The sequence below is a fragment of the Halomonas alkalisoli genome, from assembly GCF_021412585.1.
Taxonomy (GTDB): domain Bacteria; phylum Pseudomonadota; class Gammaproteobacteria; order Pseudomonadales; family Halomonadaceae; genus Halomonas; species Halomonas alkalisoli.
This window is the reverse complement of the sequence record NZ_JAKCMI010000019.1, coordinates 54751-77846: the sequence shown is the minus strand read 5'-3', so window position 1 is coordinate 77846 and position 23096 is coordinate 54751. Positions and strand designations below refer to the sequence as shown.

Genomic DNA, 23096 nt, shown 5'->3' with positions numbered 1-23096 from the left:
GGTTCTCCGCCGCGCACCTCAGGCATAGTGACGCACTTCGCCGGGGCCCTGGGGCAGGTTGCCAATACAGCGACCGCAGAGGTCCGGATGCTCGCTGTGCGAACCGACGTCCTCGCGGTGATGCCAGCAGCGCTCGCACTTCTGGTGCGGGCTGGCCGCCACGGCGACCTTGAGGCCGTCGAGCTCGGTGGCTTCGGCATTTTCGGCGTTTTGGCCCTCGGCCAGCGGCGACAGGCGCACCTCGCTGGTCAGCATCACGAAGCGCAGTTCATCGCCGAGCTTGGCCAGGGTCGTGCGCAACTCGTCGCTGACGTAGAGCGTGACCTCGGCGGCCAGGCTGCCCTTGATGGTCTTGGCGTTGCGGGCGTCCTCCAGGCACTTGTTGACCGCCTGCTTCACCTCGAGCACCTGCTCCCAGAAGTCGCGGCCCAGGGGCGCATCGTCGGCGAGGGTCGAGAGCCCTTCGTAGTAGGTCTCGAGCAGCACGCTGTCGCCCCGCTGGCCGGGAATATGCGTATAGATCTCCTCGGCGGTGAACGAGAGGATCGGTGCCACCCAGCGGGAGAGCGCCTGCACCACCTGGTAGAGGGCGGTCTGGCAGCTGCGTCGCGCCAGGGAGTCGGCCTGGGTGGTGTACTGGCGATCCTTGATCACGTCCAGGTAGAAGCCGCCCAGCTCCCGGGAGCAGAAGGTGTGAACCTGCTGGTAGACGTCGAGGAAACGGTACTCCTCATAGGCCGTCTCGATGCGCGCCTGGAGCTGGGCGGCGCGATCCACCACCCACTGGTCCAGGGCCAGCATGTCGTCGAAGGCCACCTGGTCCCGGCTCGGCTCGAAGCCGTTGAGGTTCGAGAGCAGGAAGCGCGCGGTGTTGCGGATACGCCGGTAGACGTCGGCGGTGCGCTTGAGGATCTCGTCGGAGACCGCCATCTCGCCGGAATAGTCGGTGGAGGAGACCCACAGGCGCAGGATGTCGGCACCCAGCTTGTCCATCACCTCCTGGGGGGCCACCACGTTGCCCATGGACTTGGACATCTTGCGGCCATGGGCGTCCACGGTGAAGCCGTGGGTCAGCAGCCCGCGATAGGGCGGGTGGCCGTCGATGGCGCAGCCGGTCAGCAGCGACGAATGGAACCAGCCGCGGTGCTGGTCGGAACCCTCCAGGTAGAGGTCGGCACGGGGGCCGCTCTCGTGGCCGTGAGGATGCGAACCGCGCAGCACATGGCGGTGGGTGGTGCCGGAGTCGAACCAGACGTCCAGGGTGTCGGTGACCTTGTCGTAGTCGGCGGCTTCGTCACCCAGCAGCTCGGCCGGGTCGAGGCGGAACCAGGCATCGATGCCCTCGACCTCGACGCGCTTGGCCGCCTCTTCCATCAGTTCGACGGTGCGCGGGTGCAGCTCGCCGGTGGCCTTGTGCAGGAAGAAGGGAATCGGCACGCCCCAGTTGCGCTGGCGCGAGATGCACCAGTCGGGGCGATTGGCGATCATGGAGTGCAGGCGAGCCTGGCCCCAGGCGGGCGTGAAGTGGGTCGCCTCGATGCCGGCCAGGGCGCGCTCACGCAGGGTGCGGCCATCCTTGCCCTGGATATCCATGCCCACGAACCACTGGGCGGTGGCGCGATAGATCACCGGCGTCTTGTGGCGCCAGCAGTGCATGTAGCTGTGGGTGATCGGCTTGTGGGCCAGCAGTGCGCCCACCTCGCGCAGCTTGTCGACGATCTGCGGATTGGCCTTCCAGATCATCTGGCCGCCGAAGAACGGCAGGTCGTCGGCGTAGACGCCGTTGCCCTGTACCGGGCTCTTGATCTCCTCGAACGCCATGCCGTGGGCGCGGCAGGTGACGAAGTCGTCGACGCCATAGGCCGGGGCCGAGTGGACGATCCCCGTGCTGCCCACCTCGGACTCGACGTAGTCGGCCAGGTAGATCGGCGACAGGCGGTCATAGAAGGGGTGGTGGAACTCGATGAGGTCCAGCCGCTCGCCGGTGGCGGTGGCGATGATCTCGCCCTCCAGGCCGTAGCGTTCCAGGCAGCTCTCCACCAGCTCCTCGGCCAGCAGCAGCAGGCGCTCGCCGGTGTCGACCAGGGCGTAGGTGAAGGCCGGATGCACGTTGAGCGCCTGGTTGGCGGGCACGGTCCAGGGCGTGGTGGTCCAGATCACGATGGCGGCGGGCTTGGGCAGCTCGGTCAGGCCGAAGGCGGCCGCCAGCCTGGCCTCGTCGGCGGCCGGGAAGGCCACGTCGATGGCGTCGGACTGCTTGTCCTGGTACTCCACCTCGGCCTCGGCCAGGGCCGAGCCGCAGTCGAAGCACCAGTTGACCGGCTTGAGCCCCTTGAACACGTAGCCCGCCTCGACCATGTCGGCCAGGGCGCGGATCTCGCCGGCCTCGTTGGCGAAGTCCATGGAGCGGTAGGGGTTGCCCCAGTCGCCGATCACGCCCAGCCGCACGAAGTCGGAAAGCTGCTCCTGGATCTGCTCGCCGGCATACTCGCGGCACAGCCCCCGGGCCTTCTCGGGCTCGAGGTGCTTGCCGTGGGTGGTCTCCACCTTGTGCTCGATGGGCAGGCCGTGGCAATCCCAGCCGGGCACGTAGGGGGCATCGAAGCCGGCCAGGTTCTTCGACTTGACGATGATGTCCTTGAGGATCTTGTTGACGGCGTGACCGATATGAATGCTGCCGTTGGCATAGGGAGGGCCATCGTGCAGCACGAACTGTTCGCGCCCGCGGCGCTCGTCACGCAGGCGCTGGTAGAGCTTCATGTCCTGCCACTGCGCCACCTGACCGGGCTCACGCTTGGGCAGCATGCCGCGCATGGGGAAGTCGGTTTCGGGCAGATTCAGAGTGTGCTTGTAGTCGCTCATATCCTGGGGGTCAGCCGTCGTCGTGGTCGGCGGGGCGTCCCGCCGAGAATTCGGAAGCCACGGCCTCGCGCGCCAGGGGCGCCGATGCCAGTGGAAGTGTGTCGTCTGTCAGGCCGGCGCCATCGGCTCCGATGCCCGCATCGAAATAGCCCCGGGCCCGCACCTGGTCGGCGCCGATCTGCCGCTTGAGGTCGGCGAAGTCGTCGAACTTCACCTCGCCGCGCAGCTTGGCGCAGGGGAAGACCGCCAGCCGCTGGCCGTAGAGGTCACCGTCGAAGTCGAACAGGTGAGCCTCCAGCACCGGACGAATGCTGCCCACCGTTGGGCGCCAGCCGATATTGGCGACGCCCGGCCAGCGGCTGCCATCGGGCAACTCGGTCACCACCGCATAGACGCCGCGCAGCGCCAGGGGCAACGGCAGCAGCGGCAGGTTGGCGGTGGGTACGCCGATGGTGCGGCCGAGCTTCTGGTCGGCGACTACCCGTCCGGCCAGGCGATAGGGCCGGCCCAACATGCGCGCCGCCTGGGAGAAGTTGCCGCTGGCCAGCAGGGTCCGCACCCGGGTGCTGGAGACGCGCTCGTCGTCCAGGGTGAAGGTGCGGGTATGCTCGACGCTGAAGCCCCTGGGCCCGCGACGCTCGCCCTCTTCGGCCAGCAGGTTGAAGTCCCCGCTGCGGTCGCAGCCGAAGCGGAAGTCATCCCCTACCACCAGATGGCGTACGCCCAAGCCTTCGACCAGCACCCGGTCGATGAATTCCACCGCCGTCAGGCTGCGCAGGGCATCGTTGAAGGGCAGGCAGAGCACAGTCTCCACGCCGGCCTCGCCCAGCAGGCGCACCTTCTCGCGCAGGCGGGTCAGCCTCGGCGGGGCCTGGTCGCCGGCGAAGAACTCCCGGGGCTGGGGCTCGAACACCACCACCGTGACCGGCAGCTGCAGCTTCGAGGCCTGCTCGCGGCACTGGTCGAGAATCGCCTGATGGCCGCGGTGCACCCCATCGAAATTGCCGATGGTGGCCACGCAGCCGCGATGCTCCTCGCGCAGATTGTGCAGTCCTCGAATGACTTCCATTTAGTCGTCGCTAAGCCTTTTGATTGAAACGTGTAAAGGGGTCGATTATAGCGAACCTGGCCCCCCTTGACAGCCGCCCGCCTATGTTCAAGACACCGAACGGCCGGGGCTGATCCGGGGGCAGGCCGCTCACCCTTTCATCCGGAAGTGACGCAGCCGCACCCCGAAGGCCATCAGCCAGGCGAAATAGACCGCCGCACCGGCCACCACCAGCATCGCCAGCCACTGCACCCGGGTCCAGACGCCCCAGCCCAGCCACTGCTGCCAGTCGGGAGAGAGCCACGCAAGGCCCAGCCCCATGACCGTACAGCCGCCCAGCAGCTGCAATCCAAAACGCCCCCAGCCGGGCTGGAACACCAGCACCCGCTCCTTCCACAGCAGCCAGCCCAGCAGGCCGGCATTGAGGAAGGCCGACAGCGCCGTGGCCAGGGCCAGGCCGGCGTGGGCCAGCGGCCAGATGAGGATCAGGTTCAAGACCATGTTGGCCGCCATGGCGATGATGCCGATCTTCACCGGGGTCTTGGTGTTCTGGCGGGCGAAGAAGCCCGGCGCCAGCACCTTGATCAGCATGAAGGCGATCAGCCCGAAGGCGTAGGCGCGCAGGCTCATGGCCGCCATGGTGATGTCGTGCTCGGTCATGGCGCCATAGTGGAACAGCGAGATCAGCAGCGGCTCTGCCAGCACCGCCAGGGCCAGGGCCGCCGGCAGCCCCAGCAGCAGCACGGTCCGCACCGCCCAGTCGAGCATGGCGGCGAAATGCTCCCCGGACTGGGCCGCATGGCGCTTGGAGAGCGCCGGCAGGATCACCGTACCGATGGCGATACCAAACACGCCCAGGGGCAGTTCCACCAGCCGGTCGGAGTAGTAGAGCCAGGAGACGCTACCCGGCGCCAGCAGCGAAGCCAGCACGGTGTCGAGCAGCAGGTTGATCTGCGACACCGAGACCCCGAACAGCGCCGGCGCCATCAGCACCAGGATGCGCTTCACCCCGCTGTGGGCGAAGTTGGGCCAGGGCGTGGGCATCAGCCCCAGGCGGACCAGGAACGGCACCTGGAAGGCCAGTTGGGCGAACCCCGCGATCAGCACGCCCCAGGCCAGCGCCATGGCGGGCTCTTCCATCAGCGGCGTCAGCAACAGTGCCGCACCGATCAGCGAAAGATTCAGCAGCACCGGGGTGAAGGCCGGCACCGCGAAACGGTTCCAGGTATTGAGCACGCTGCCGGCGAAGGCCGTCAGCGAGACCAGCAGCAGGTAGGGAAAGGTCAGCCGCAGCATGTCGGCGGTCAGCGCCAGCTTGGCCGGGTCGCGACCGAAACCGGGGGCGAAGAGCCACACCAGCCAGGGCGACGCCAGCATGGCCAGCGCCGTGATCAGTGCCAGCACCGCGGTGAGACTGCCCGCCACGGCATTGAGCAGTTCGCGGACCTCACGCTTGCTGCCACGGGTGGCGTACTCCGACAGCACCGGCACGAAGGCCTGGTTGAAGGCACCCTCGGCAAACAGCCGGCGCATGAAGTTGGGGATCTTGAAGGCGACGAAGAAGGCATCGGCACCGCTGCCGGCACCGAACAGCGTCGCCACCACCACGTCGCGCACCAGCCCCATGACCCGCGACAGCATGGTCATCACGCTGACCACCAGGCCGGAGCGCATCAGCCCTCCGGCCTTTGGCGCCACGGCCCGGTCATCGTCGGCCACCGCCACAGGGAAGGGGTCCCCTGGCGGTAGCGGCTTTGACTCGGGCGGCTGTTCGCGATCCGTCACGCTATCCCTTCCTCGGCAGGCTGACTCAACGAAGATTCACTCGGGTAGAAACCAGACACAAAAAAACCGGCCTCGGCCGGTTTTTCGTGGGATATCTTCGAACGTGAGCGCATCGGCGCCGCAGCGTTCGGGACTCCTCCAAAGCGTCCGGCTTACGCAGCCAGCGCCTTAATTCGCTTGTTCAGGCGGCTCTTCAGGCGCGCGGCCTTCTTCTTGGAGAGCACGTCCTTGTCGGCGATACGGTCGATGACCGGCTGCGCCTGCTTGAACTGGCTCATGGCCTCGGCGTGATCGCCGCCCTGGATGGCCTTGATGACGCGCTTGAGGTAAGTACGCACCATGGCACGCTGACTCGCCTTCAGAACACGACGGCCTTCGGCCTGACGGGCACGCTTGCGGGCTTGCTTGCTGTTCGCCACTGACTATCTCCTGGAATACATTAACGCCGCCGGGCATCCCGACGGCATTGATAACATTTTGTCCGGACTGGAAAAATTAGCTTTTCCGCCGGTGTGGCCATCCGGCAACGCGATGGTTGTCGACGGGCCGTGTCTGAGAGGATGGCGCATCCTACCATAACAACCCACTGCCTTGCCACAGGTGGATGAACTCACGCGCAGTGAGGCGTGGCTGTCACTCAGAGCACCACCAGGTTATCGCGATGAATGAGCTCCGGCGCCTCCATGTAGCCCAGGATCGCCTCGATCTGATGGCTGGGCTTGCCGAGAAGGCGGCTTGCCTCGACGGCATCGTAGTTGACCAGCCCCTTGGCGACCCGCTCGCCCTGCTCGTCGACACAGAGCACCATGTCGCCGCGCACGAAGTTGCCCGATAGCGCCTTGACCCCCACCGGCAGCAGGCTCGAGCCGCTGCCGCGCAGCACCTTCACCGCACCGGCATCCAGGACCAGGCTGCCCCGCACTTGCAGCTGGCCGGCCAGCCAGCGCTTGCGTGCCGCCATGGGCGCTTCTTCCGGTGACAGCAGCGTGCCGAGCCGCTCGCCCTCCACCAGCCGGGTAAGTACCTCGGGCTGGCGCCCGCTGGCAATCGCCGTGACCGCGCCGGAGCGAGCAGCCAGCCGCGCAGCCTGCACCTTGGTGGTCATGCCACCGCGCCCCAGCGATCCGCCGCTGCCCGCCATGGCGGCTAGCGACGGATCGCCGGCACGCCCTTCGTGGATCAGCCGGGCACCGGGGTTGTGGCGCGGGTCGGCGTCGAACAGCCCCTCCTGGTCGGTGAGGATCACCAGGGCATCGGCTTCCAGCAGGTTGGCCACCAAGGCGCCCAGGGTGTCGTTGTCGCCGAAGCGGATCTCGTCGGTGACCACGGTATCGTTCTCGTTCACCACCGGCACCACCCGCAGATCGACCAGGGTGCGCAATGCCGAACGAGCATTGAGGTAGCGCTTGCGGTTGGAGAGATCGTCGTGGGTCAACAGCACCTGGGCGGTGAGCAGGCCGTGCCGGGCGAAGTGGTGCTCATAGCACTGGGTGAGGCCATTCTGGCCCACGGCGGCGGCGGCCTGCAGCTCGTGCACCGCCGAAGGACGCACCTGCCAGCCCAGCCGCACCATGCCGGCCGCCACGGCGCCGGAGGAGACCAGCACCACTTCGATGCCACGCTTGTGCAGCGCGGCGATCTGGTCCACCCAGCCACCGATGGCAGGCTCATCGAGACCGCGACCGTCATTGGTCAGCAGCGCGCTGCCGATCTTCACCACCACCCGACGAGCGCCACGCAGCGCATCGCGTCCCGGTACCCGCTCGTTGCTCACCTTTCGACTCTCCAACAAGGCTGAACCTCAAACCCAGAGACACTGCGCGAGCGCAGCCAGTTGTTACCTCAAGGAGCGTATTCGACCTCGACGTCATAATCATCATCATCGAAGTCGTCATCATCGTCGTCCTTGCGCTTGCGACGCCGACCCAGCCGCGCCTCGGCACGCGCCACGGACTCGGCCTCCATGCGCTCGCGCATCTGACGCTCGCGCTCCGCAGCCTCCTCGTCCTCGTGCTCGAGACGGCGCCGCTCGGTCAACCAGCGATGCGCCGCCTGCACCAGGGCATCGGTGCCCTCGCCGCTGATGGCGGAGATACGATACACCGGGCCCTCCCAGGCGAGACCCTCGACGATAGCGGCCACCCGCGCCTCGCGCTCCTCCTCGGGCACCAGGTCGAGCTTGTTGACCACCAGCCAGCGCGGCAGCTCGGCGAGGGCTGGCGAGAACTGGCCCAGCTCGTGGATGATCGCCTCGGCGGCCTCCACCGGATCGGACTCGTCGAAGGGCGCCATGTCGACCACATGAAAGAGCAGCCGGGTGCGCGTCAGGTGCTTGAGGAAACGCAGCCCCAGCCCGGCACCGTCGGATGCCCCTTCGATCAGCCCCGGCACGTCGGCCATGACGAAGTGCTCGTGCATGCCGAGCTTTACCACGCCCAGGTTGGGCACCAGGGTGGTGAAGGGGTAGTCGGCCACCTTGGGCTTGGCCGCGGAGACGGAACGGATCAGCGTCGACTTGCCGGCGTTGGGCATGCCAAGCAGGCCCACGTCGGCCATCACCTTCATTTCCAGGCGCAGGTTGCGCCGCTCGCCCTCGGTGCCCGTCGTGGTCTTGCGCGGAGCCCGATTGGTGGAGGACTTGAAGTGGATATTGCCGAGTCCACGGCGCCCGCCCTGAGCCACCAGCACCTGCTGGCCGATCTCGGTGATATCGACGATCACTTCGAGGGTGTCCTCGTCGATCACGGTGGTGCCGACCGGCACCTTGACCACCAGGTCGTCACCGGCGCGGCCGCTCATCTGCCGCCCCTGGCCGGGCCGGCCGTTCTCGGCCTGATAGAAACGCTGGAACTTGAAGTCGATGAGGGTATTGAGGGAGTCGTCACCCACCAGGTAGACGCTACCGCCATGCCCGCCGTCGCCGCCATCGGGGCCACCCTTGGGCACGTATTTCTCGCGGCGGAAGCTGAGGCAGCCACTGCCACCCCTGCCTGCCTCCACGATGATCGAGGCTTCGTCGACGAACTGCATTGCTACTCTCCCGACGGTATCCACCGTCATGATACAAGAAGGCCCCGCCTTGGCGGGGCCCTCCTACTACCGGTTCGTGCGCTCTCAGGCAGAGACGACGCTGACGAACTTGCGGTTTTTCGGACCCTTGGTCTCGAACTTGACCACACCGTCGCTCAGGGCGAACAGCGTGTGGTCGCGGCCGAGGCCGACACCGGTGCCGGCGTGGAACTTGGTGCCACGCTGACGGACGATGATGTTACCGGCGGTCACGACCTGGCCACCGAACAGCTTGACGCCAAGGCGTTTGGATTCTGAATCGCGGCCGTTACGGGTAGAGCCGGCTGCCTTCTTATGAGCCATTGCAAAGTCCTCGCTCGTTCAGGGGGTTGCCGCTTACGCGGAGATCCCGGTGATCTTGACTTCAGTGAACCACTGACGGTGGCCCTGACGCTTCATGCTGTGCTTCCGGCGACGGAACTTGATGATGCGGATCTTTTCGCCACGGCCGTGGGAAACGATCTCGGCAGCCACCTTGGCACCGTCAACCAGCGGTGCACCAATGGTGACGTCATCACCATCGGCTACCAGGAGGACCTGGTCGAACTCGATGGTTTCGCCGGTCGGCACTTCCAGCTTCTCGAGCTTGAGAGTCTGGCCTTCCTGAACGCGGTACTGCTTGCCACCGCTCTTGATTACTGCGTACATGTGCGTGTCTCTCCAGAACTCATCGGGGTTGGCTCTTCGTCGGCCTGCTTCGAGTGGCGCCCCTTTTGGCAGCCATCTGACAGGGAGCGTGATGAGTGGGCCGCGTATTATAACGACACCCACCTGGCCGTTCAAGCCACATCTTGGCTAGCTGCTGCACGCCGTCATTAACAGGGATGACGCCGCTTGACGCCCATTGGGGGTGCCCATAGCATGACCCGCAACCCAAGGCCACGGGCAAAGCCTCCGACTTGCCGGCCCCACCGCTTGATGACAACGAATCCATGCCAGCCAACGTCACTTCGAATTCATCTGCCAGCACGCCGTCGGACTCGCCGCTTCACGCTGCGGTTGCCGATGATTTTGCCGCGGTAAACCGCACCATCATCTCCCAGCTGGCCTCGCGGGTTCCGCTGGTGGAGACCATCGGGCAGTACATCATCGCCAGCGGCGGCAAGCGCCTGCGCCCGCTGCTGGTCCTGCTGGCCGCCCGCGCACTGGGCTACCAGGGCGACAAGCACATCTCCCTGGCCACGCTGATCGAATTCATGCACACCTCGACGCTGCTGCATGACGACGTGGTGGACGACTCCCACATGCGCCGCGGCCGGGCCACCGCCAACGACGCCTGGGGCAATGCGCCTTCGGTGCTGGTGGGCGACTATCTCTACTCCCGCTCCTTCCAGATGATGGTAGAGATCGGCTCGCTGCGGATCATGGGCGTGCTTTCGGGGGCCACCTGCGTGATTGCCGAGGGCGAGGTGCAGCAGCTCACCAACGTGGGCAATCCCGATATCGACGAGGCCACCTACTTCGAGACCATCCTGGGCAAGACCGCCATGCTGTTCGAGGCGGCGTCGCACAGCGGCGCGATCCTCGCCGAGGCGACCCCGCAACAGGAAACGGCGCTGCAGCACTACGGCCGCTACCTGGGGCTCGCCTTCCAGCTCATCGACGATCTGCTCGACTATCAGGGCGATGCCACCGCCATGGGCAAGAACGTGGGCGACGACCTGGCCGAAGGCAAGCCGACCCTGCCCCTGATACAGGCCATGTCCGCCGGAACCCCCGAGCAGACCCGAACGATTCGCCAGGCCATTCGCCAGGGCGGCCTCGACCATCTGGACGAAGTGCTGGCCATCGTGCGCGATACCGGCGCGCTGGACTACACCCGTGCCCGCGCCGAGGAGATGGCCGCCAAGGCCCTGGAACAGCTGGATCTCCTGCCCGCCAGCCCCTACCGGGACAGCATGGCCGAACTGGCCCGCATGGCGGTGGACCGAGAGGCCTGAGGCAGCTCCGCCAGAGGGCTTGCAAGCCCAAGGCAATTGCGTATAATGCCGATCTCGTCAGGCCCCCAGTCGCCTGACGGCACAGTGAAAACTGGCAGAAATCGGAGTATAGCTCAGCTTGGTAGAGCGCTGCCTTCGGGAGGCAGAGGTCGTAGGTTCGAATCCTGCTACTCCGACCAGAGAATTCAGTAAAAACCGCCACTTACGGGTCACACCGGGTGGCGGTTTTTCGTTGGGCAAGCTTACTCCCCCTCCTTTAGCCTAGGTTCAGCAACTTCGGCGTGAACGCGCCCCTAAAAGGCGCTATTCTGCGCGGCCGGGGCCTCCGCCCCGCCTCTCTCGACCCGACGATTCAACCCGTTCCATGAAAGACTTGCGCCAGAACAAGTCCAATTATACGGAGGGGTTCGTGAAAACAGACGGCCTCGACAGCACACTCACTGATTCGGCTACGCCCGGGCCCGACTGGGCCAGCGCCGATCTCGACATCCTGCGTGCCAAGTTCTATCAGCTATACATCGCTGTGGAGCAGAGCCCCGCGGCGACCGCCATCACCGATACCGACGGCCGTATCGAGTACGTCAACCAGCGCTTCCTCGATGTCACCGGCTATACCCGCGAGGAGCTGGTGGGCAAGACCCCCGCCATGATCCAGTCGGGCATGACGCCGGGCGACGTCTATCGCGACATGTGGCAGACCCTGCGCAGCGGCCGGGTCTGGCGTGGCGAACTGCAGAACCGCAAGAAGAACGGCGAGCTCTACTGGGAGGCCGAAACCATCACCCCGGTGCGCGATGACAGCGGGGAAGTCGTCAGCTTCGTGGCGGTAAAAGAGGACATCACCGAGCGCAGGCGCCAGGAGGAGGAGCTCAAGCTGCTGGCCAGCGTGTTCCAGACCGGCCAGGCCACGCTGATCACAGATGCCGACATGCGCATCGAACGGGTCAACCAGGCCTTTACCGACATCACCGGTTATTCGGAGGAGGACGTCATCGGCCTGACGCCGAAGCTCTTCAAGTCCGGACGCCACGACAAGGCATTCTATGTCGGGCTCTGGAACGAACTACTGGAGACCGGGCACTGGCAGGGCGAGATCTGGAATCGCAACAAGTACGGGGAGACCTATCCGCTATGGCAGTCGATCACCGCCGTGTACGACACCAACGGCGAGGTCCGACGCTACATTGCCGTTTTCCACAACATCGCCGAACGCAAGCGAATGGAGAGCGAACTCGAACACCAGGCCACCCGCGATCACCTGACCGGCGCCCATAACCGTCGCGCCTTCGACACAGCCATGCGCAAGGCGATTCGCCAGGCCGAGCGCAGCGACAACACCTTCTCGTTGCTGCTGTTCGATATCGATCACTTCAAGTCGGTCAACGACCAGCATGGCCACGAAACGGGGGACATCATCCTCCAGCGCCTGGCCGCGCTGATCGGCCAGACCCTGCGCAGCACCGACCTGCTGGCTCGCTGGGGCGGTGAGGAGTTTGCCATCCTGCTACAGGACACCTCCGCCCAGGGGGGGACGATCTTCGCCGAGCGGCTGCGCCAACAGGTGGCGGAGACCCGCCTTCACGGCCTGGCCGTGACCATCAGCCTTGGCATTACAGAGTACCGTCGGGGCGACAGCCCGGAAGCGCTACTGGCACGCGCCGACAGCGCGCTTTATCGTGCCAAGCGGGCGGGCCGCAACCGGGTGGGCATCGCCGACGCAAACGCCTGAGCCTTCACTGGATGACCGTGCACTGCCCCCCACCTGCCCAGGATCCAGGCCAAACGCCCTGGTTGCGCCTTGCCGTTGCCGTTACCGACGACAGGGCGACTCAGCCACTCGCCCAGCCGAACCCCAGCACCGGCATGGCCAGGGCAAAGAGCACCGTGGTAATGATGAGCACCGCTGCCAGGCTGACCAGCGCCCCGGCGCGCACCATATCCATCACGCTCAACCTGCCGCTGCCGAAGACCACGGCGTTGGGCGGCGTCGCCACGGGAAGCATGAAGGCACAGCTCGCCGCCATGGCCACCGGCACGGCAAGCAGCAGGGGGCTCGCCCCCAGGCTAACGGTCAACGCCGCCGTCAGCGGCAGGATGGCGGCCGCGGTGGCGGTATTGCTGGTGACATGGCTCATCAGCATTACCACCACCACGACCATGCCCACCAGGGTCCACTGCGGCCAGCCGCCGAAGGCGGCAAGGCCTTCGGCCACGGTCGCGGCCAGCCCGCTGGTTTCTATGGCGGTGCCGAGACTGAGCCCGCCGCCCACCAGAATCAGCACGCCCCAGGGCAGGTGACGGGCACTGTCCCAGTCGAGCAGGAACTGTCGCACCTTCCAGCGGGCGGGTGTCACGAAGAGCAGGAGTGCACCGATCACGGCAATCCCCGCGTCGGTGAGCTCCAGCCCAGGCAGCAGGTTCTGCAGCAGCGGTCGCGATACCCAGGCCAGCGCCACCAGTGCAAAGATGATGGCGACACGACGCTCCGGCCGGGTCATGCGCCCCAGGTCTTCGGCCTGCTCCTGCAGTATCTGCTCGACACCAGGCACGACATCCCGCGGCAATGGGTATACCAGACGGGTCAATACCCACCAGGCCAGGGCCAGCAGCAGAAGCGCAGGGGGCACCGCCAGCAGCATCCACTGAGCGAAGCCGATCTCGATACCGTAGTTGTCAGCCATGAAGCCAGCCAGCAGCGCGTTGGGCGGGGTGCCGATCAGGGTGCCCATGCCGCCGATATTGGCAGCCAGGGCGATGCCCAGCAGCAGGGTCAGCGCCATGTTGCGACTGGCCCCGACGCCGCCCTGCCGCTCCAGCAAGCCCAGCACCGAGAGGCCGATCGGCACCATCAGTGCTGCCGTGGCGGTATTGCTCACCCACATGCTCAGGCCAGCCGTGGCCATCATGAAGCCCGCCACCAACTGGTGCGGGCGGTGCCCGGATACCGTCAATACCACCAGGGCAATGCGCCGGTGCAGGCCCCAGCGCTGAATCCCCTCGGCCAGCAGGAAGCCGCCCAGGAACAGGAAAATCAGTGGGTTGGCATAAGGGGCGGCAACCTCGGCAATGGGTGATGTGCCCATCAACGGCAATACCGCCACGGGCAGCAGCGCCGTCACGGCAATGGGAACCGGCTCGGTCACCCACCACAGGGCCATCCAGAGGGTGAGTGCCATGACCTGCCAGGCCGCCGGCGACATGCCTGCCGGCGGCGCCATCGCGATCAACACCAGTGCCAGCAGCGGGCCCGAAAGCAGTGACAGCGCCAACCCCAGCCGCGCCAGCGCCTCGCGACGGGCCTCGCTAGCGGTTTCCTCATTCAGCGGCTCAGTCATCCTCCCCGTCTCCTTGTCGGCGTCTCGGCATCCCGACCACGACCATGGGGCCAGCGCAGCCAGTTTTCGGTCAGGGGCTAAAGCCAGGAATCCAAGGGAACCAGCCGGCTGACGCCGGCTCCCAGGTGGCGCCAGAAGCCGCCAGGTTCGCTCATCAGCCGCACCGACTCGCCGCCGATTTCGGTCTGCCAATAACGCTGCCCGGCTTCCGTGCGATCGACCCGATAGCTGAGCGCCGAGCTCTTGCCCAGATCGGCGAGCGCTTGAAGCTCGGCGGCCAGGCTCTCGCTGTAGGCCAGCACGCCCACCTCGGTATTCCACCACACCGAGCGTGGATCGGCGTTGGCCGAGCCCACGAACACCCGGTCGTTGTCGATACCGAGGGCCTTGATGTGCAGGGCCGATGCCGAGCCCCCGACGCTGATCTCCCCCTCGCTGCCGGGCTCCCGTTCGGCGCGCAGCTCATGAAGCTGGACAACGCTCTGCAGCAGCCCGTCGCGACGCGCCTGATAGGCGCCATGCACCAGCGGCACATCGGTGGCCTCCAGGGAGTTGGTGAACACCGCCACCTCGACGCCGGCATCGGCCAGTGACCGCAGGTATTGCGTGCCGGCCCTGCCTGGCACGAAGTAGGCGGAGATCACCACCAGTCGTTCGCTCGGCTCGCCCACCTCGGCGAGCAGCTCCCCGGCCATGGTGCGTGCCAGGGCAGGTCGGCCTGGCCAGGCGGGCTTGCCCGGTGGGTCCCATAGCGCCACGCCTTCGCCCCAGTGCAGCCTGCCCACCAGCGGCCCCTGCCCGGCATCGGCATAGCGTTCGCGCAGCCCGGTGAAATAGGCGTCGTCGCCATTGTCGCCGACCCACTCTCCCAGGGAAGCCTGAAGCTCGCGCCAGGCCCCCTCCTCGGCGCGATGGTAGCGACCGATGGGCTGCGCCAGGCCATGGTTCCAGTAGAGGGAATAGCTTCTCGCGAGTGGCTCGACCACCGGGCCGATGGCCATCATGTCCAGGTCGGAGAAGTTGCGCGGCTCGCTGGCGCTGTAGTACTCGTCGCCCAGGTTGCGCCCGCCGACCAGGGCCACCGCACCATCGGCGAGCCACAGCTTGTTGTGCATGCGCCGATGCTGGCGCCCTGCCCGGGGGATCGAGGCCAGCACCCGGGTCGTCAGGTAGCCCCGCCCCAGGGCGAGCGGGTTATAGACGCGCACCTGGACGTTGGGATGGCTATCCAGTGCGGCCAGGCGACGCCCCTGGCCCACCGCGCCAATATCGTCGAGGAGCAGCCGTACTTTCACCCCCCGCTCGGCGGCGTCCAGCAGGCGGGCGAGCAGGACGCGGGTGGTCAGGCCGTCCCCCATCAGGTAGGTCTGGATATCCAGCCGCTGATCGGCCTGCTCGCTGAGCAGGACGCGCAGGCTGAAGGCGTCTTGTCCGCTGGAAACCAGGGCGAAGCCGCTCTGGCCATCATGCGGGGCGGCGCTTTGGGCGGCCCACTGGCCCAGCCAGGTCGTTTCGATGTCATCCGGCGTCATCGCCGCGCCGTGCTCACGGGAAACGGCGCTGGCGGCACAGCCTGCCAGCAGCCACGGCAAGGCGGCCAGCAGGGTAGCCGCCAGCCGTCGAACCCAGGCAGCGGCTCGACGCTCAGCTATCGTCATCGTCTTCCGCCAGGCGGCGGTCCATGGCCTTGCGCGCCCGGTTGCGACGGTAGAGGCGTGCCAGGGCCAGAAACAGGGCACAGAGGACCATGGCGGCCAGGGTCACGCCCTGCCAGGGTCGGGCGGCATCGCCCATCAGGGTTTCCAGGGTGATGATCAGGATGAAACCCAGCGCCTGGCTGGCAATGGCCAGGACTCTCAGGGTATCGAAGGACGTCTTTGCCATGTTGGCTCCCGCCAGGTGACAGACCATTGCTCGCACAGTAGGCTTTGCTCAGCCTGCGCGGTGGTGTAAACAAGTGTGCGATTCTACCCGGTCCTGCCGCCAACGCCGACCCCGTTCTCGGAGCTGAACCCAATGGATGCCTTTGCCCTGGGCCCCGTACTGATTTCCATACCCCGACTCTATGCCATCGGCTGCGCCCTGCTGTTGCTGCTGGCCGCATGGCTGCTGCTGGGCCTCTCCACCGGCACCCGGGTCCGCTGGTTCAACGGCCTGGTGCTGGCCTGGCTGGTGGGCGCTCGCCTTGGGCACGTGGCCATGAACCTGGACGCCTACGCCGCCGCCCCGCTGGACGTGCTGAAGCTCTGGCAAGCCGGCTTCCACGGTATCTGGGGACTGCTGGCGGCACTGGTCTGGACCGCCTGGTCGCTGCGCGAGCACCTGCTGTCGATGATCGGCGCCATGGGCCTTACCATCGGCACCTCGGCGCTGTGGCTGGTGCTGGTCACCCTGGCACCGCTGGGCGGCGACATGGCGATACGCGAACTGCCCGATGTCACTCTGGAGAACCTCGACGGCGAACCGGTCAACCTGCAGTCGCTGCGCGGCGAGCGGGTCGTGGTCAACCTGTGGGCCACCTGGTGCCCGCCCTGCCTGCGCGAGATGCCGCTGCTGGCCGAGGCAGACACCCGGGAGGGCGTCACGGTGGTGGTGGTCAATCAAGGTGAGGACCTGCTGCAGGTGGTACGCTATCTCGACGAGCAGACGCTGGCCTTTCGCTACCCGCTGCTCGACCCCGGCCAGGAGATGATGCGAGTCATGGAGTCCCCCGGCCTGCCCACCACGGTGCTGTTCAACCCCGAAGGACGTGCCGTGGAGCGCCATGTGGGCGAACTCTCCCGCGCCCAGCTCGACAGCTGGCTGAACCGGCACTGAGGGCGCTCCCCCTACCACTTCTAGTCGCACATCACCACTCTTAAGCCGTGGCGGGCTTTGCGTTAGAATCGCCCGCCCTGTTGCTGCCGGCGGCTTGAGCCATCGGCGGCGCGTGCACCGTTTTCAGCATTCCCGAGGCATCATGAGCGACTTTTCACCCGGCCAACGCTGGATCAGTGACGGCGAGGCCGAACTGGGCCTGGGCACCATCCTCAGTTGCGATCAGCGCAGCGTTACCGTGCTGTTCGGCGCCAGCCAGGAGACCCGCACCTACAGCAGTCGCCAGGCCCCCCTCACCCGAGTGGCCTTCGGCAGCGGCGACCGCATCGAGTCCGCCGACGGCTGGCAGCTGCTGGTCGAGGACAGCAAGGAGGTCGACGGGCTGATCGTCTATATCGGTGAGGATGCCAAGGGCGAGCTGCGTGAGCTGCCCGAAGCCAAGCTGGCCGATACCATGCAGTTCGACCAGGCCCGCGATCGCCTGCTGACCGGCCAGGTGGACCGCAACGACTGGTTCGACCTGCGCTTTCGCACGCTGCACCACTTCAACCGTATCGAGCAGAATCCGGCGCTGGGCATGTCCGGCCCCCGCATCGACCTGATCCCGCACCAGCTCTATATTGCCGATGAGGTCTCCCGTCGCCACGCCCCGCGGGTACTGCTCGCCGATGAGGTCGGCCTGGGCAAGACCATCGAGGCGGGCCTGATCCTGCACCGGCTGCTGCTGACCGGCCGCGCCGAACGGGCGCTGATCCTGGTGCCGCCGAGCCTGACCCACCAGTGGCTGGTGGAGCTGCTGCGCCGCTTCGCCCTGGACGTGACCCTGCTCGACGAGCAGCAGAGCCTGGCCCAGGCCGAGACCAACCCCTTCGAGTCCGGCCAGCTGGTGCTCGCCAGCCAGGAGTGGCTGTTCGCCAACCCGCACCGCCAGGCCCAGGCCGAGGCCTGCAGCTGGGACCTGCTGATCGTCGACGAAGCGCACCACCTGGACTGGAGCGCCGAGAAGGTCGGCCCCGGCTACGCCTGCGTCGAGCGCCTCGCCACGACGGTGCCCGGCGTGCTGCTGCTGACCGCGACGCCGGAGCAGATGGGGCTGGAAAGCCATTTCGCCCGCCTGCGCCTGCTCGACCCGGACCGCTACCACAGCCTCGAGCGCTTCCGCGACGAGGAGCAGCACTACGTGGAGGTGGCCCAGGCCATCGACGCCCTGGAACGCTTGCCCGCAGCCGACGACAGCGATGACCGCGAGCGGATCGCGGCGGTGATCGACGAGCCCGACAGCCTGGCCCTGCTGGCTACCCTGGCCAACCCCGAGAGCGGCGAGCCACAGCAGGAGAGCGCCCGCAGCCAGCTGCGCGACCAGCTGCTGGACCGTCACGGCACCGGCCGGGTGATGTTCCGCAACAGCCGCCGTCACGTCGGCGGCTTCCCCGAGCGCCGCCTGCACCTGGCCCACCTGCCCCCGCCTTCCTCCTACCGGCGCGTCTTCCGCAAGCTCGAGCGCGACGAGGACTACCTCGACGAACTGCTGATCGAGACCGGACTCGATCACCCGGATGTGCTGATCTACCCGGACGCCATGTATCGCGCCCTGGCCGAGGATCCGCTCAACGCCGAGCCCTGGTGGCAGTTCGATCCTCGGGTGACCTGGCTCATGGAGCGCCTGAGCGACGACGGCGAGCACGGCTTCGCCGGCGGCAAGGTACTGGTGATCGCCCATGGCCGCGAAACGGCCCAGGAGCTGGCCGAGGCGCTGCGCGTGCTGGGTGGCATTCACGCCCCGCTCTTCCACGAGGGCCTGACCCTGGTGGAGCGGGACCGCGCCGCGGCGGACTTCGCCGACGAGGAGGAGGGCAGCCAGCTGCTGGTCTGCTCGGAGATCGGCTCGGAGGGGCGCAACTTCCAGTTCTGCCGGCACCTGGTGATGTTCGACCTGCCCCAGCACCCCGACCAGCTTGAACAGCGCATCGGCCGCCTGGACCGCATCGGCCAGCGACACGCCATCGAGATCCATGTGCCGCTGTTCGAGGCCAGCCCCGCCGAGCGCCTGCTGCGCTGGTACCGGGACGGCATGGATGCCTTCCAGGCGCCCCACGGTGTGGGCAACGAGCTCTTCGATGCCTTCGGCGACGCCCTCTCCGAGGCCCTGCTCGACGACGAGGCGCTGGAGGAGGTCATCTCCGAGACGCGCACCCTCTTCCTCAGCCGCCTGGCCGAGCGTGACGCCGGCCGCAACCGGCTGCTGGAACTCAATGCCTGCCGTCCGGCACGCGCCGAGGCGGTCGCCAGTGCCATCCGCGCGCTGGACGACGATGCGGCGCTGCCCCGTTACCTGGATCAGGCAATGGATGTCTTCGGGGTCGACAGCCAGGAGCTGGGCAACGGCCTGCTGCACCTGCAGCCGAGCCAGCACATGCTCGACGGCCTGCCGGGCCTGGCCAAGGGCGAGGAGGGTTTTACGGCGACGCTCTCCCGGTCACGGGCGCTGGCCCGCGACGACGTGCAGCGGCTCTCCTGGGAGCACCCGCTGCTGCGCGAGATGATGGGCCGTATCATCGACGGCACCATGGGCAATACCGCCCTGTCCCTGCTCAGGCACCCGGCGATTCCCGCCGGGCGTCTGATGGCGGAGCTGATCTTCCGCACCCACTGTCCGGCACCCAGGCGCCTGCATGTGAACCGCTTCCTCCCGCCTACCGCGGTGCGGGTGCTGCTCGACGAATCCGGCGCCGTGCTCACCGACAAGGTCTCCTTCACCGGACTGTCGAAGAACCTGCAGAAGGTCAAGAAGGCAATGGCGCGGGACCTGATCCGCAGCCGCCACGATCAGCTGCGCGACCTGCTTACCCAGGGCGAGGCGGAAGCCGAACGGGAATTGCCGAGCATCATCGAAGCGGCCCAGGCCCGCATGCGCAGCGAACTGGATACCGAGCTCGCCCGCCTGGAAGCCCTGGCACGGCTGAATCCGGCAGTGCGCGAGGAGGAGCTCGATGCCATGCGTCGCGAGCGCAGCGAACTGGACGAGGCCATCGATGGGGCCCGCCTGCGGCTCGACGCCGTGCGCGTGATCGTCACGGTGGACCAGGAGAGCCGCTGAGCCCCCTGGGCCGGCTCAGCGCCTGCCCAGGATCTCCGCCAGTGCCTCCTCCAGGGTCGGATAGCGAAACTCGAAGCCGGCGTCGAGCAGGCGCCGAGGACGCATGTCGGCACCGGTCAGCAGCAGCCGGGCCATCTCGCCGAAGGCGGTTTCCAGGGCGATGGCGGGCACCGGCAGCGCTGCGGGCCGGTGGAGCTGGCCTGCCAGGGTGCGGGTGAATTCGGCGTTGGTGACCGGATGGGGGGCGCTACCGTTGAAGGGCCCCTCCATCTCGCCGTGCTCCAGCAGGAACTGAATGATGCGCACCAGATCCTCGCGGTGGATCCAGGGCATGAACTGCTTGCCGTCACCGAAGCGTCCGCCCAGCCCCAGCTTGAAGGGCGGCAGCATCTTCTCCAGGCTGCCGCCTCCGAGGTCCAGCACCAGGCCGGTACGCAGCAAGGCGACCCGCGTGCCGAAATCCGCCGCCTCCATGGCGGTGTCCTCCCAGCGCTTGCAGAGTCGGTGGGCGAATTCATCGTGGGGCGGCGTCTCTTCGGTGACCTCGCGATCGCCCTGGTCGCCGTAGTAGCCCATGGCCGAGCCCGACACCATCACTCGCGGCGCCATCCCCCCCGACTGCTTGAGCTGCTCGCAGAGGATCACCAGGTCGCGGGTGATATTGACTCGCGAGTCGATCAGCCGCTTCTTCTGACTGTCGCTCCAGCGACGCGCCGCTATCGGCTCGCCGGCCAGGTTGACGATGGCGTCCGGTGGCGAGTCGACGAAATCCAGCACGGAGCGACGAAGATCGGTGCCCGCCGGGAGCTGCCCCTTTACGGCTGCAGGGTCCCGCGAGACCACCTGCAGGCGATGCCCTGCCTCCTTGAGGCGCTGACAGAGGCGCTGTCCCACGAAGCCACTGCCACCCGTAATCAGCACATGCATAGCACCCTCCTCCCCTGGATTCATGATGGCGCGCAGATAGTTATACAGCCGTTGTACGCTTCTGCTAGTCTAACGTAAAAATCGATCCACCGTGTGAGGCCTCCATGTCACCACCGACACGCCCCACAGCTGCCATCATCGGTGCCGGCATCGCCGGCCTGGCCTGTGCGCGGGTACTTCAGGCCGCCGGCTGGCAGGTCACCCTGTTCGAGAAGGCCCGCGGCCCCGGCGGCCGCATGACCAGCCGGAGCCTCGCCGCCGCCACGGTGGATATCGGCGCGCAGTTCTTCAGCGTCCGGGACGAAGCCTTTCGTCGTGAAGCCGAAACCTGGCTGAAGGCCGGCCTGATAGCGCCCTGGCCTTGGAAACTGTGGCGGGTCACGAACGACGGCTGGCACTATCGTCATGATGGCAGAGAACGCTACGCAGGCAAGCCACGCATGAGCGCAGTGACGCGCCACCTCTCCCGGGGGCTGGCCCTGGAGGCGAACTGTCGCATCGTCTCGCTGGCGCGGGACACCGGCGGCTGGTCGCTCCAGGATCAGGCCAGGCAGCACCATGGCCCCTTCGACCATGTCGTGATCACGGCGCCTTCGCCCCAGGCTCAGGCACTGGTGGCGCCGCATGATTCCCGGCTGACCGAGGCGTGCGAGGGCGTCATCCAGCGCCCCTGCTGGGCGGCATGGGCCTGCTTCGACCGGCCGCTGGCCACGGCGCCGGGGGTCTCCCTTGACTGGCAGGCCGTGATGTTCTCCGAGGGTCCGCTGCGCTTCGTCGCCCGCAACGACCACAAGCCCGGCCGTGAGCAGCAGGGTGAAAGCCTCACCCTGCTTGCCCGGCTGGAGTGGAGTGAAGCGCATCTGGAAATGCATGAAACCAGCGTGGCCGACAGTCTGCTGACCGCCTTTCGCAAGACCTTGCCGGATTCGACCCTGCTGCCCGCCATCACGGCGATCGGCGCACACCGGTGGCGCTACGCCCAACCCGATGTCTTCGCCGGCGGCGAGGCCGTCAATCGGGACTATCGACTCTCGACCACTGGCCTTGCGCTCTGTGGCGACGGCTGGCGCGGGCCGCGGGTAGAGGACGCCTGGCTCTCAGGCCACCACCTGGGGCATGCGCTGGCGGCCCAGGATTGACGCCGCGCCCTGCAGGCACCACCCACTGATTGCGACGCCAATGGTTGTACATTGCGCGATTGGTGTACAATATTGTCCACCAAGGAGAGTCACGCCCGGGTGCCTGGCACCCTGCGGCGGCCTGGAACGGCAATGACAACAGCGAGAGGCAGATGCGAGCATGACCGACAAGGCAACCCACCCGGCCGACACACCGCTCTATCCGATCCGCGAAGTGTCGCGCATAACCGGTGTCAATTCGGTCACCCTGCGCGCCTGGGAACGGCGTTACGGGCTGATCTGCCCCCAGCGCACCCCCAAGGGTCATCGCCTCTACGCACGGGAAGACATCGAGCGCGTCGAGCAGATCCTGCAGTGGCTGAGCCGCGGCGTGCCGGTCAGCCAGGTCAAGGAACTGCTCGACCAGCCCGAAGCCGCCCCCGTCCCGGAGCCCGCCTCCGGGGATTGGCCCAGCCAGCGGCGCCAGCTGGTTGCCGCCGTGGAGGCGCTGGACATGGCGCAGCTGGAGCGGCTGTTCAACCAGAGCCTGGCGCTCTACCCGGTGACCACCGGCCTGGCCGAGCTCTGGCAGCCCGCCATCCGCGAGCTGGAAGAGCGCTGGGACGACCAGCTCGGTGCCAGGCTGCAACGCGTCAACCTGGAAACCTTCCTGCGCACGCGGATCGGCACCCGGCTCTACCATGCCAATCAGGTCGTCAAGGGCCCCGTCGTACTGATGGCCGCCCTGCCCGATGACCCCGGCCCGCTCTGGCTGCTGCTGGCAGCCCTGGCCGGCAGCGATGCCGGCTACCGCATCCAGCTGCTCGACGCCCCCCTGCCCTTCGGCGAACTGCCGCTGGCGGTGGAACGCCTCAAGGCCTCGGCCCTGATGCTCGTCAGCGGCCGCGCCGAGCGCCCCGACCTGATTCGCCGCCAGCTGCCCCGCCTGGCCGAGCAGCTCGATGTCCCCCTCGGGCTCACCGGGCCGGTGGCCCGCATACGCGGCAGCGACCTGGCCGATAGCCATGTGGAACTGCTCGGGGATGACCTCCCCCTGGCGCTGGCAAGGCTGCGCTCGCTGCTCAACGACGCCTGACC

The 23096-nt window shown here is 67.1% G+C and carries 18 protein-coding genes and 1 tRNA gene; 7 read left to right on the top strand and 12 right to left on the bottom strand.

Features of this window, described 5'->3' with window-relative positions; translation table 11 throughout:
- Positions 1–18 precede the first annotated feature (18 nt).
- The 8 genes from ileS to rplU form a co-directional block, all read right to left on the bottom strand.
- A complete protein-coding gene (gene ileS, locus LY622_RS06135) occupies positions 19–2862 on the bottom strand; it encodes an isoleucine--tRNA ligase (RefSeq protein ID WP_234290071.1) in 2844 nt (947 codons plus the stop codon).
- A 10-nt stretch (positions 2863–2872) separates the two neighbouring features.
- Entirely contained in the window at positions 2873–3931 is a 1059-nt protein-coding gene (gene ribF / locus LY622_RS06130; RefSeq protein WP_234290070.1) for a bifunctional riboflavin kinase/FAD synthetase, read from the bottom strand.
- 129 nt (positions 3932–4060) lie between these two features.
- Positions 4061–5584 (bottom strand): murein biosynthesis integral membrane protein MurJ, encoded by a 1524-nt coding sequence (murJ, locus tag LY622_RS06125; protein WP_234290126.1) that lies wholly within the window; start codon positions 5582–5584, stop codon positions 4061–4063.
- 263 nt (positions 5585–5847) lie between these two features.
- Entirely contained in the window at positions 5848–6114 is a 267-nt protein-coding gene (gene rpsT, locus LY622_RS06120) for a 30S ribosomal protein S20 (protein ID WP_066443760.1), read from the bottom strand.
- A 218-nt stretch (positions 6115–6332) separates the two neighbouring features.
- On the bottom strand, positions 6333–7469 hold the full coding sequence (gene proB / locus LY622_RS06115; RefSeq protein ID WP_234281061.1) for a glutamate 5-kinase: 1137 nt from the start codon (positions 7467–7469) through the stop codon (positions 6333–6335).
- A gap of 68 nt (positions 7470–7537) precedes the next feature.
- A complete protein-coding gene (gene cgtA / locus LY622_RS06110) occupies positions 7538–8725 on the bottom strand; it encodes an Obg family GTPase CgtA (protein ID WP_234290069.1) in 1188 nt (395 codons plus the stop codon).
- 84 nt (positions 8726–8809) lie between these two features.
- Positions 8810–9067, bottom strand: coding sequence for a 50S ribosomal protein L27 (rpmA, locus tag LY622_RS06105; protein WP_066443752.1), 258 nt, complete (start codon positions 9065–9067; stop codon positions 8810–8812).
- Positions 9068–9100: 33 nt separating this feature from the next.
- A complete protein-coding gene (gene rplU / locus LY622_RS06100) occupies positions 9101–9412 on the bottom strand; it encodes a 50S ribosomal protein L21 (RefSeq protein ID WP_066443749.1) in 312 nt (103 codons plus the stop codon).
- Positions 9413–9696: 284 nt separating this feature from the next.
- Between rplU and ispB the strand changes: the two genes are divergently transcribed.
- From ispB to LY622_RS06085, 3 genes are all read left to right on the top strand, one after another.
- A complete protein-coding gene (gene ispB, locus LY622_RS06095) occupies positions 9697–10704 on the top strand; it encodes an octaprenyl diphosphate synthase (protein ID WP_234290068.1) in 1008 nt (335 codons plus the stop codon).
- A 102-nt stretch (positions 10705–10806) separates the two neighbouring features.
- A tRNA-Pro gene (locus LY622_RS06090) sits at positions 10807–10883 on the top strand.
- Positions 10884–11113: 230 nt separating this feature from the next.
- Positions 11114–12433: a sensor domain-containing diguanylate cyclase gene (locus LY622_RS06085; RefSeq protein WP_234290067.1), complete on the top strand. Its 1320-nt coding sequence runs from the start codon at positions 11114–11116 to the stop codon at positions 12431–12433.
- 100 nt (positions 12434–12533) lie between these two features.
- Here the strand turns inward: LY622_RS06085 and LY622_RS06080 are convergent, their stop codons facing one another.
- The 3 genes from LY622_RS06080 to LY622_RS06070 form a co-directional block, all read right to left on the bottom strand.
- Entirely contained in the window at positions 12534–14039 is a 1506-nt protein-coding gene (locus LY622_RS06080) for an SLC13 family permease (RefSeq protein ID WP_234290066.1), read from the bottom strand.
- A gap of 77 nt (positions 14040–14116) precedes the next feature.
- Positions 14117–15697, bottom strand: coding sequence for a phospholipase D family protein (locus LY622_RS06075; RefSeq protein WP_234290065.1), 1581 nt, complete (start codon positions 15695–15697; stop codon positions 14117–14119).
- On the bottom strand, positions 15684–15923 hold the full coding sequence (locus tag LY622_RS06070; protein ID WP_234290064.1) for a hypothetical protein: 240 nt from the start codon (positions 15921–15923) through the stop codon (positions 15684–15686). The genes LY622_RS06075 and LY622_RS06070 overlap by 14 nt, the downstream gene beginning before the upstream one ends.
- A gap of 132 nt (positions 15924–16055) precedes the next feature.
- Here LY622_RS06070 and LY622_RS06065 point away from each other — a divergent pair, with 132 nt between their 5' ends.
- Complete coding sequence (locus LY622_RS06065) at positions 16056–16856, top strand: TlpA disulfide reductase family protein (RefSeq protein ID WP_234290063.1); 801 nt, start codon at positions 16056–16058, stop codon at positions 16854–16856.
- 142 nt (positions 16857–16998) lie between these two features.
- On the top strand, positions 16999–19953 hold the full coding sequence (gene rapA, locus LY622_RS06060) for an RNA polymerase-associated protein RapA (protein ID WP_234290062.1): 2955 nt from the start codon (positions 16999–17001) through the stop codon (positions 19951–19953).
- A gap of 15 nt (positions 19954–19968) precedes the next feature.
- On the opposite strand, the gene LY622_RS06055 is transcribed toward rapA, so the two are convergent.
- Positions 19969–20880: a TIGR01777 family oxidoreductase gene (locus LY622_RS06055; RefSeq protein WP_234290061.1), complete on the bottom strand. Its 912-nt coding sequence runs from the start codon at positions 20878–20880 to the stop codon at positions 19969–19971.
- Positions 20881–20984: 104 nt separating this feature from the next.
- On the opposite strand from LY622_RS06055, the gene LY622_RS06050 reads away from it, so the two are divergent.
- Positions 20985–22019: an NAD(P)/FAD-dependent oxidoreductase gene (locus LY622_RS06050; protein ID WP_234290060.1), complete on the top strand. Its 1035-nt coding sequence runs from the start codon at positions 20985–20987 to the stop codon at positions 22017–22019.
- 160 nt (positions 22020–22179) lie between these two features.
- A complete protein-coding gene (locus LY622_RS06045; protein ID WP_255762246.1) occupies positions 22180–23094 on the top strand; it encodes a MerR family transcriptional regulator in 915 nt (304 codons plus the stop codon).
- Positions 23095–23096: the final 2 nt, after the last annotated feature.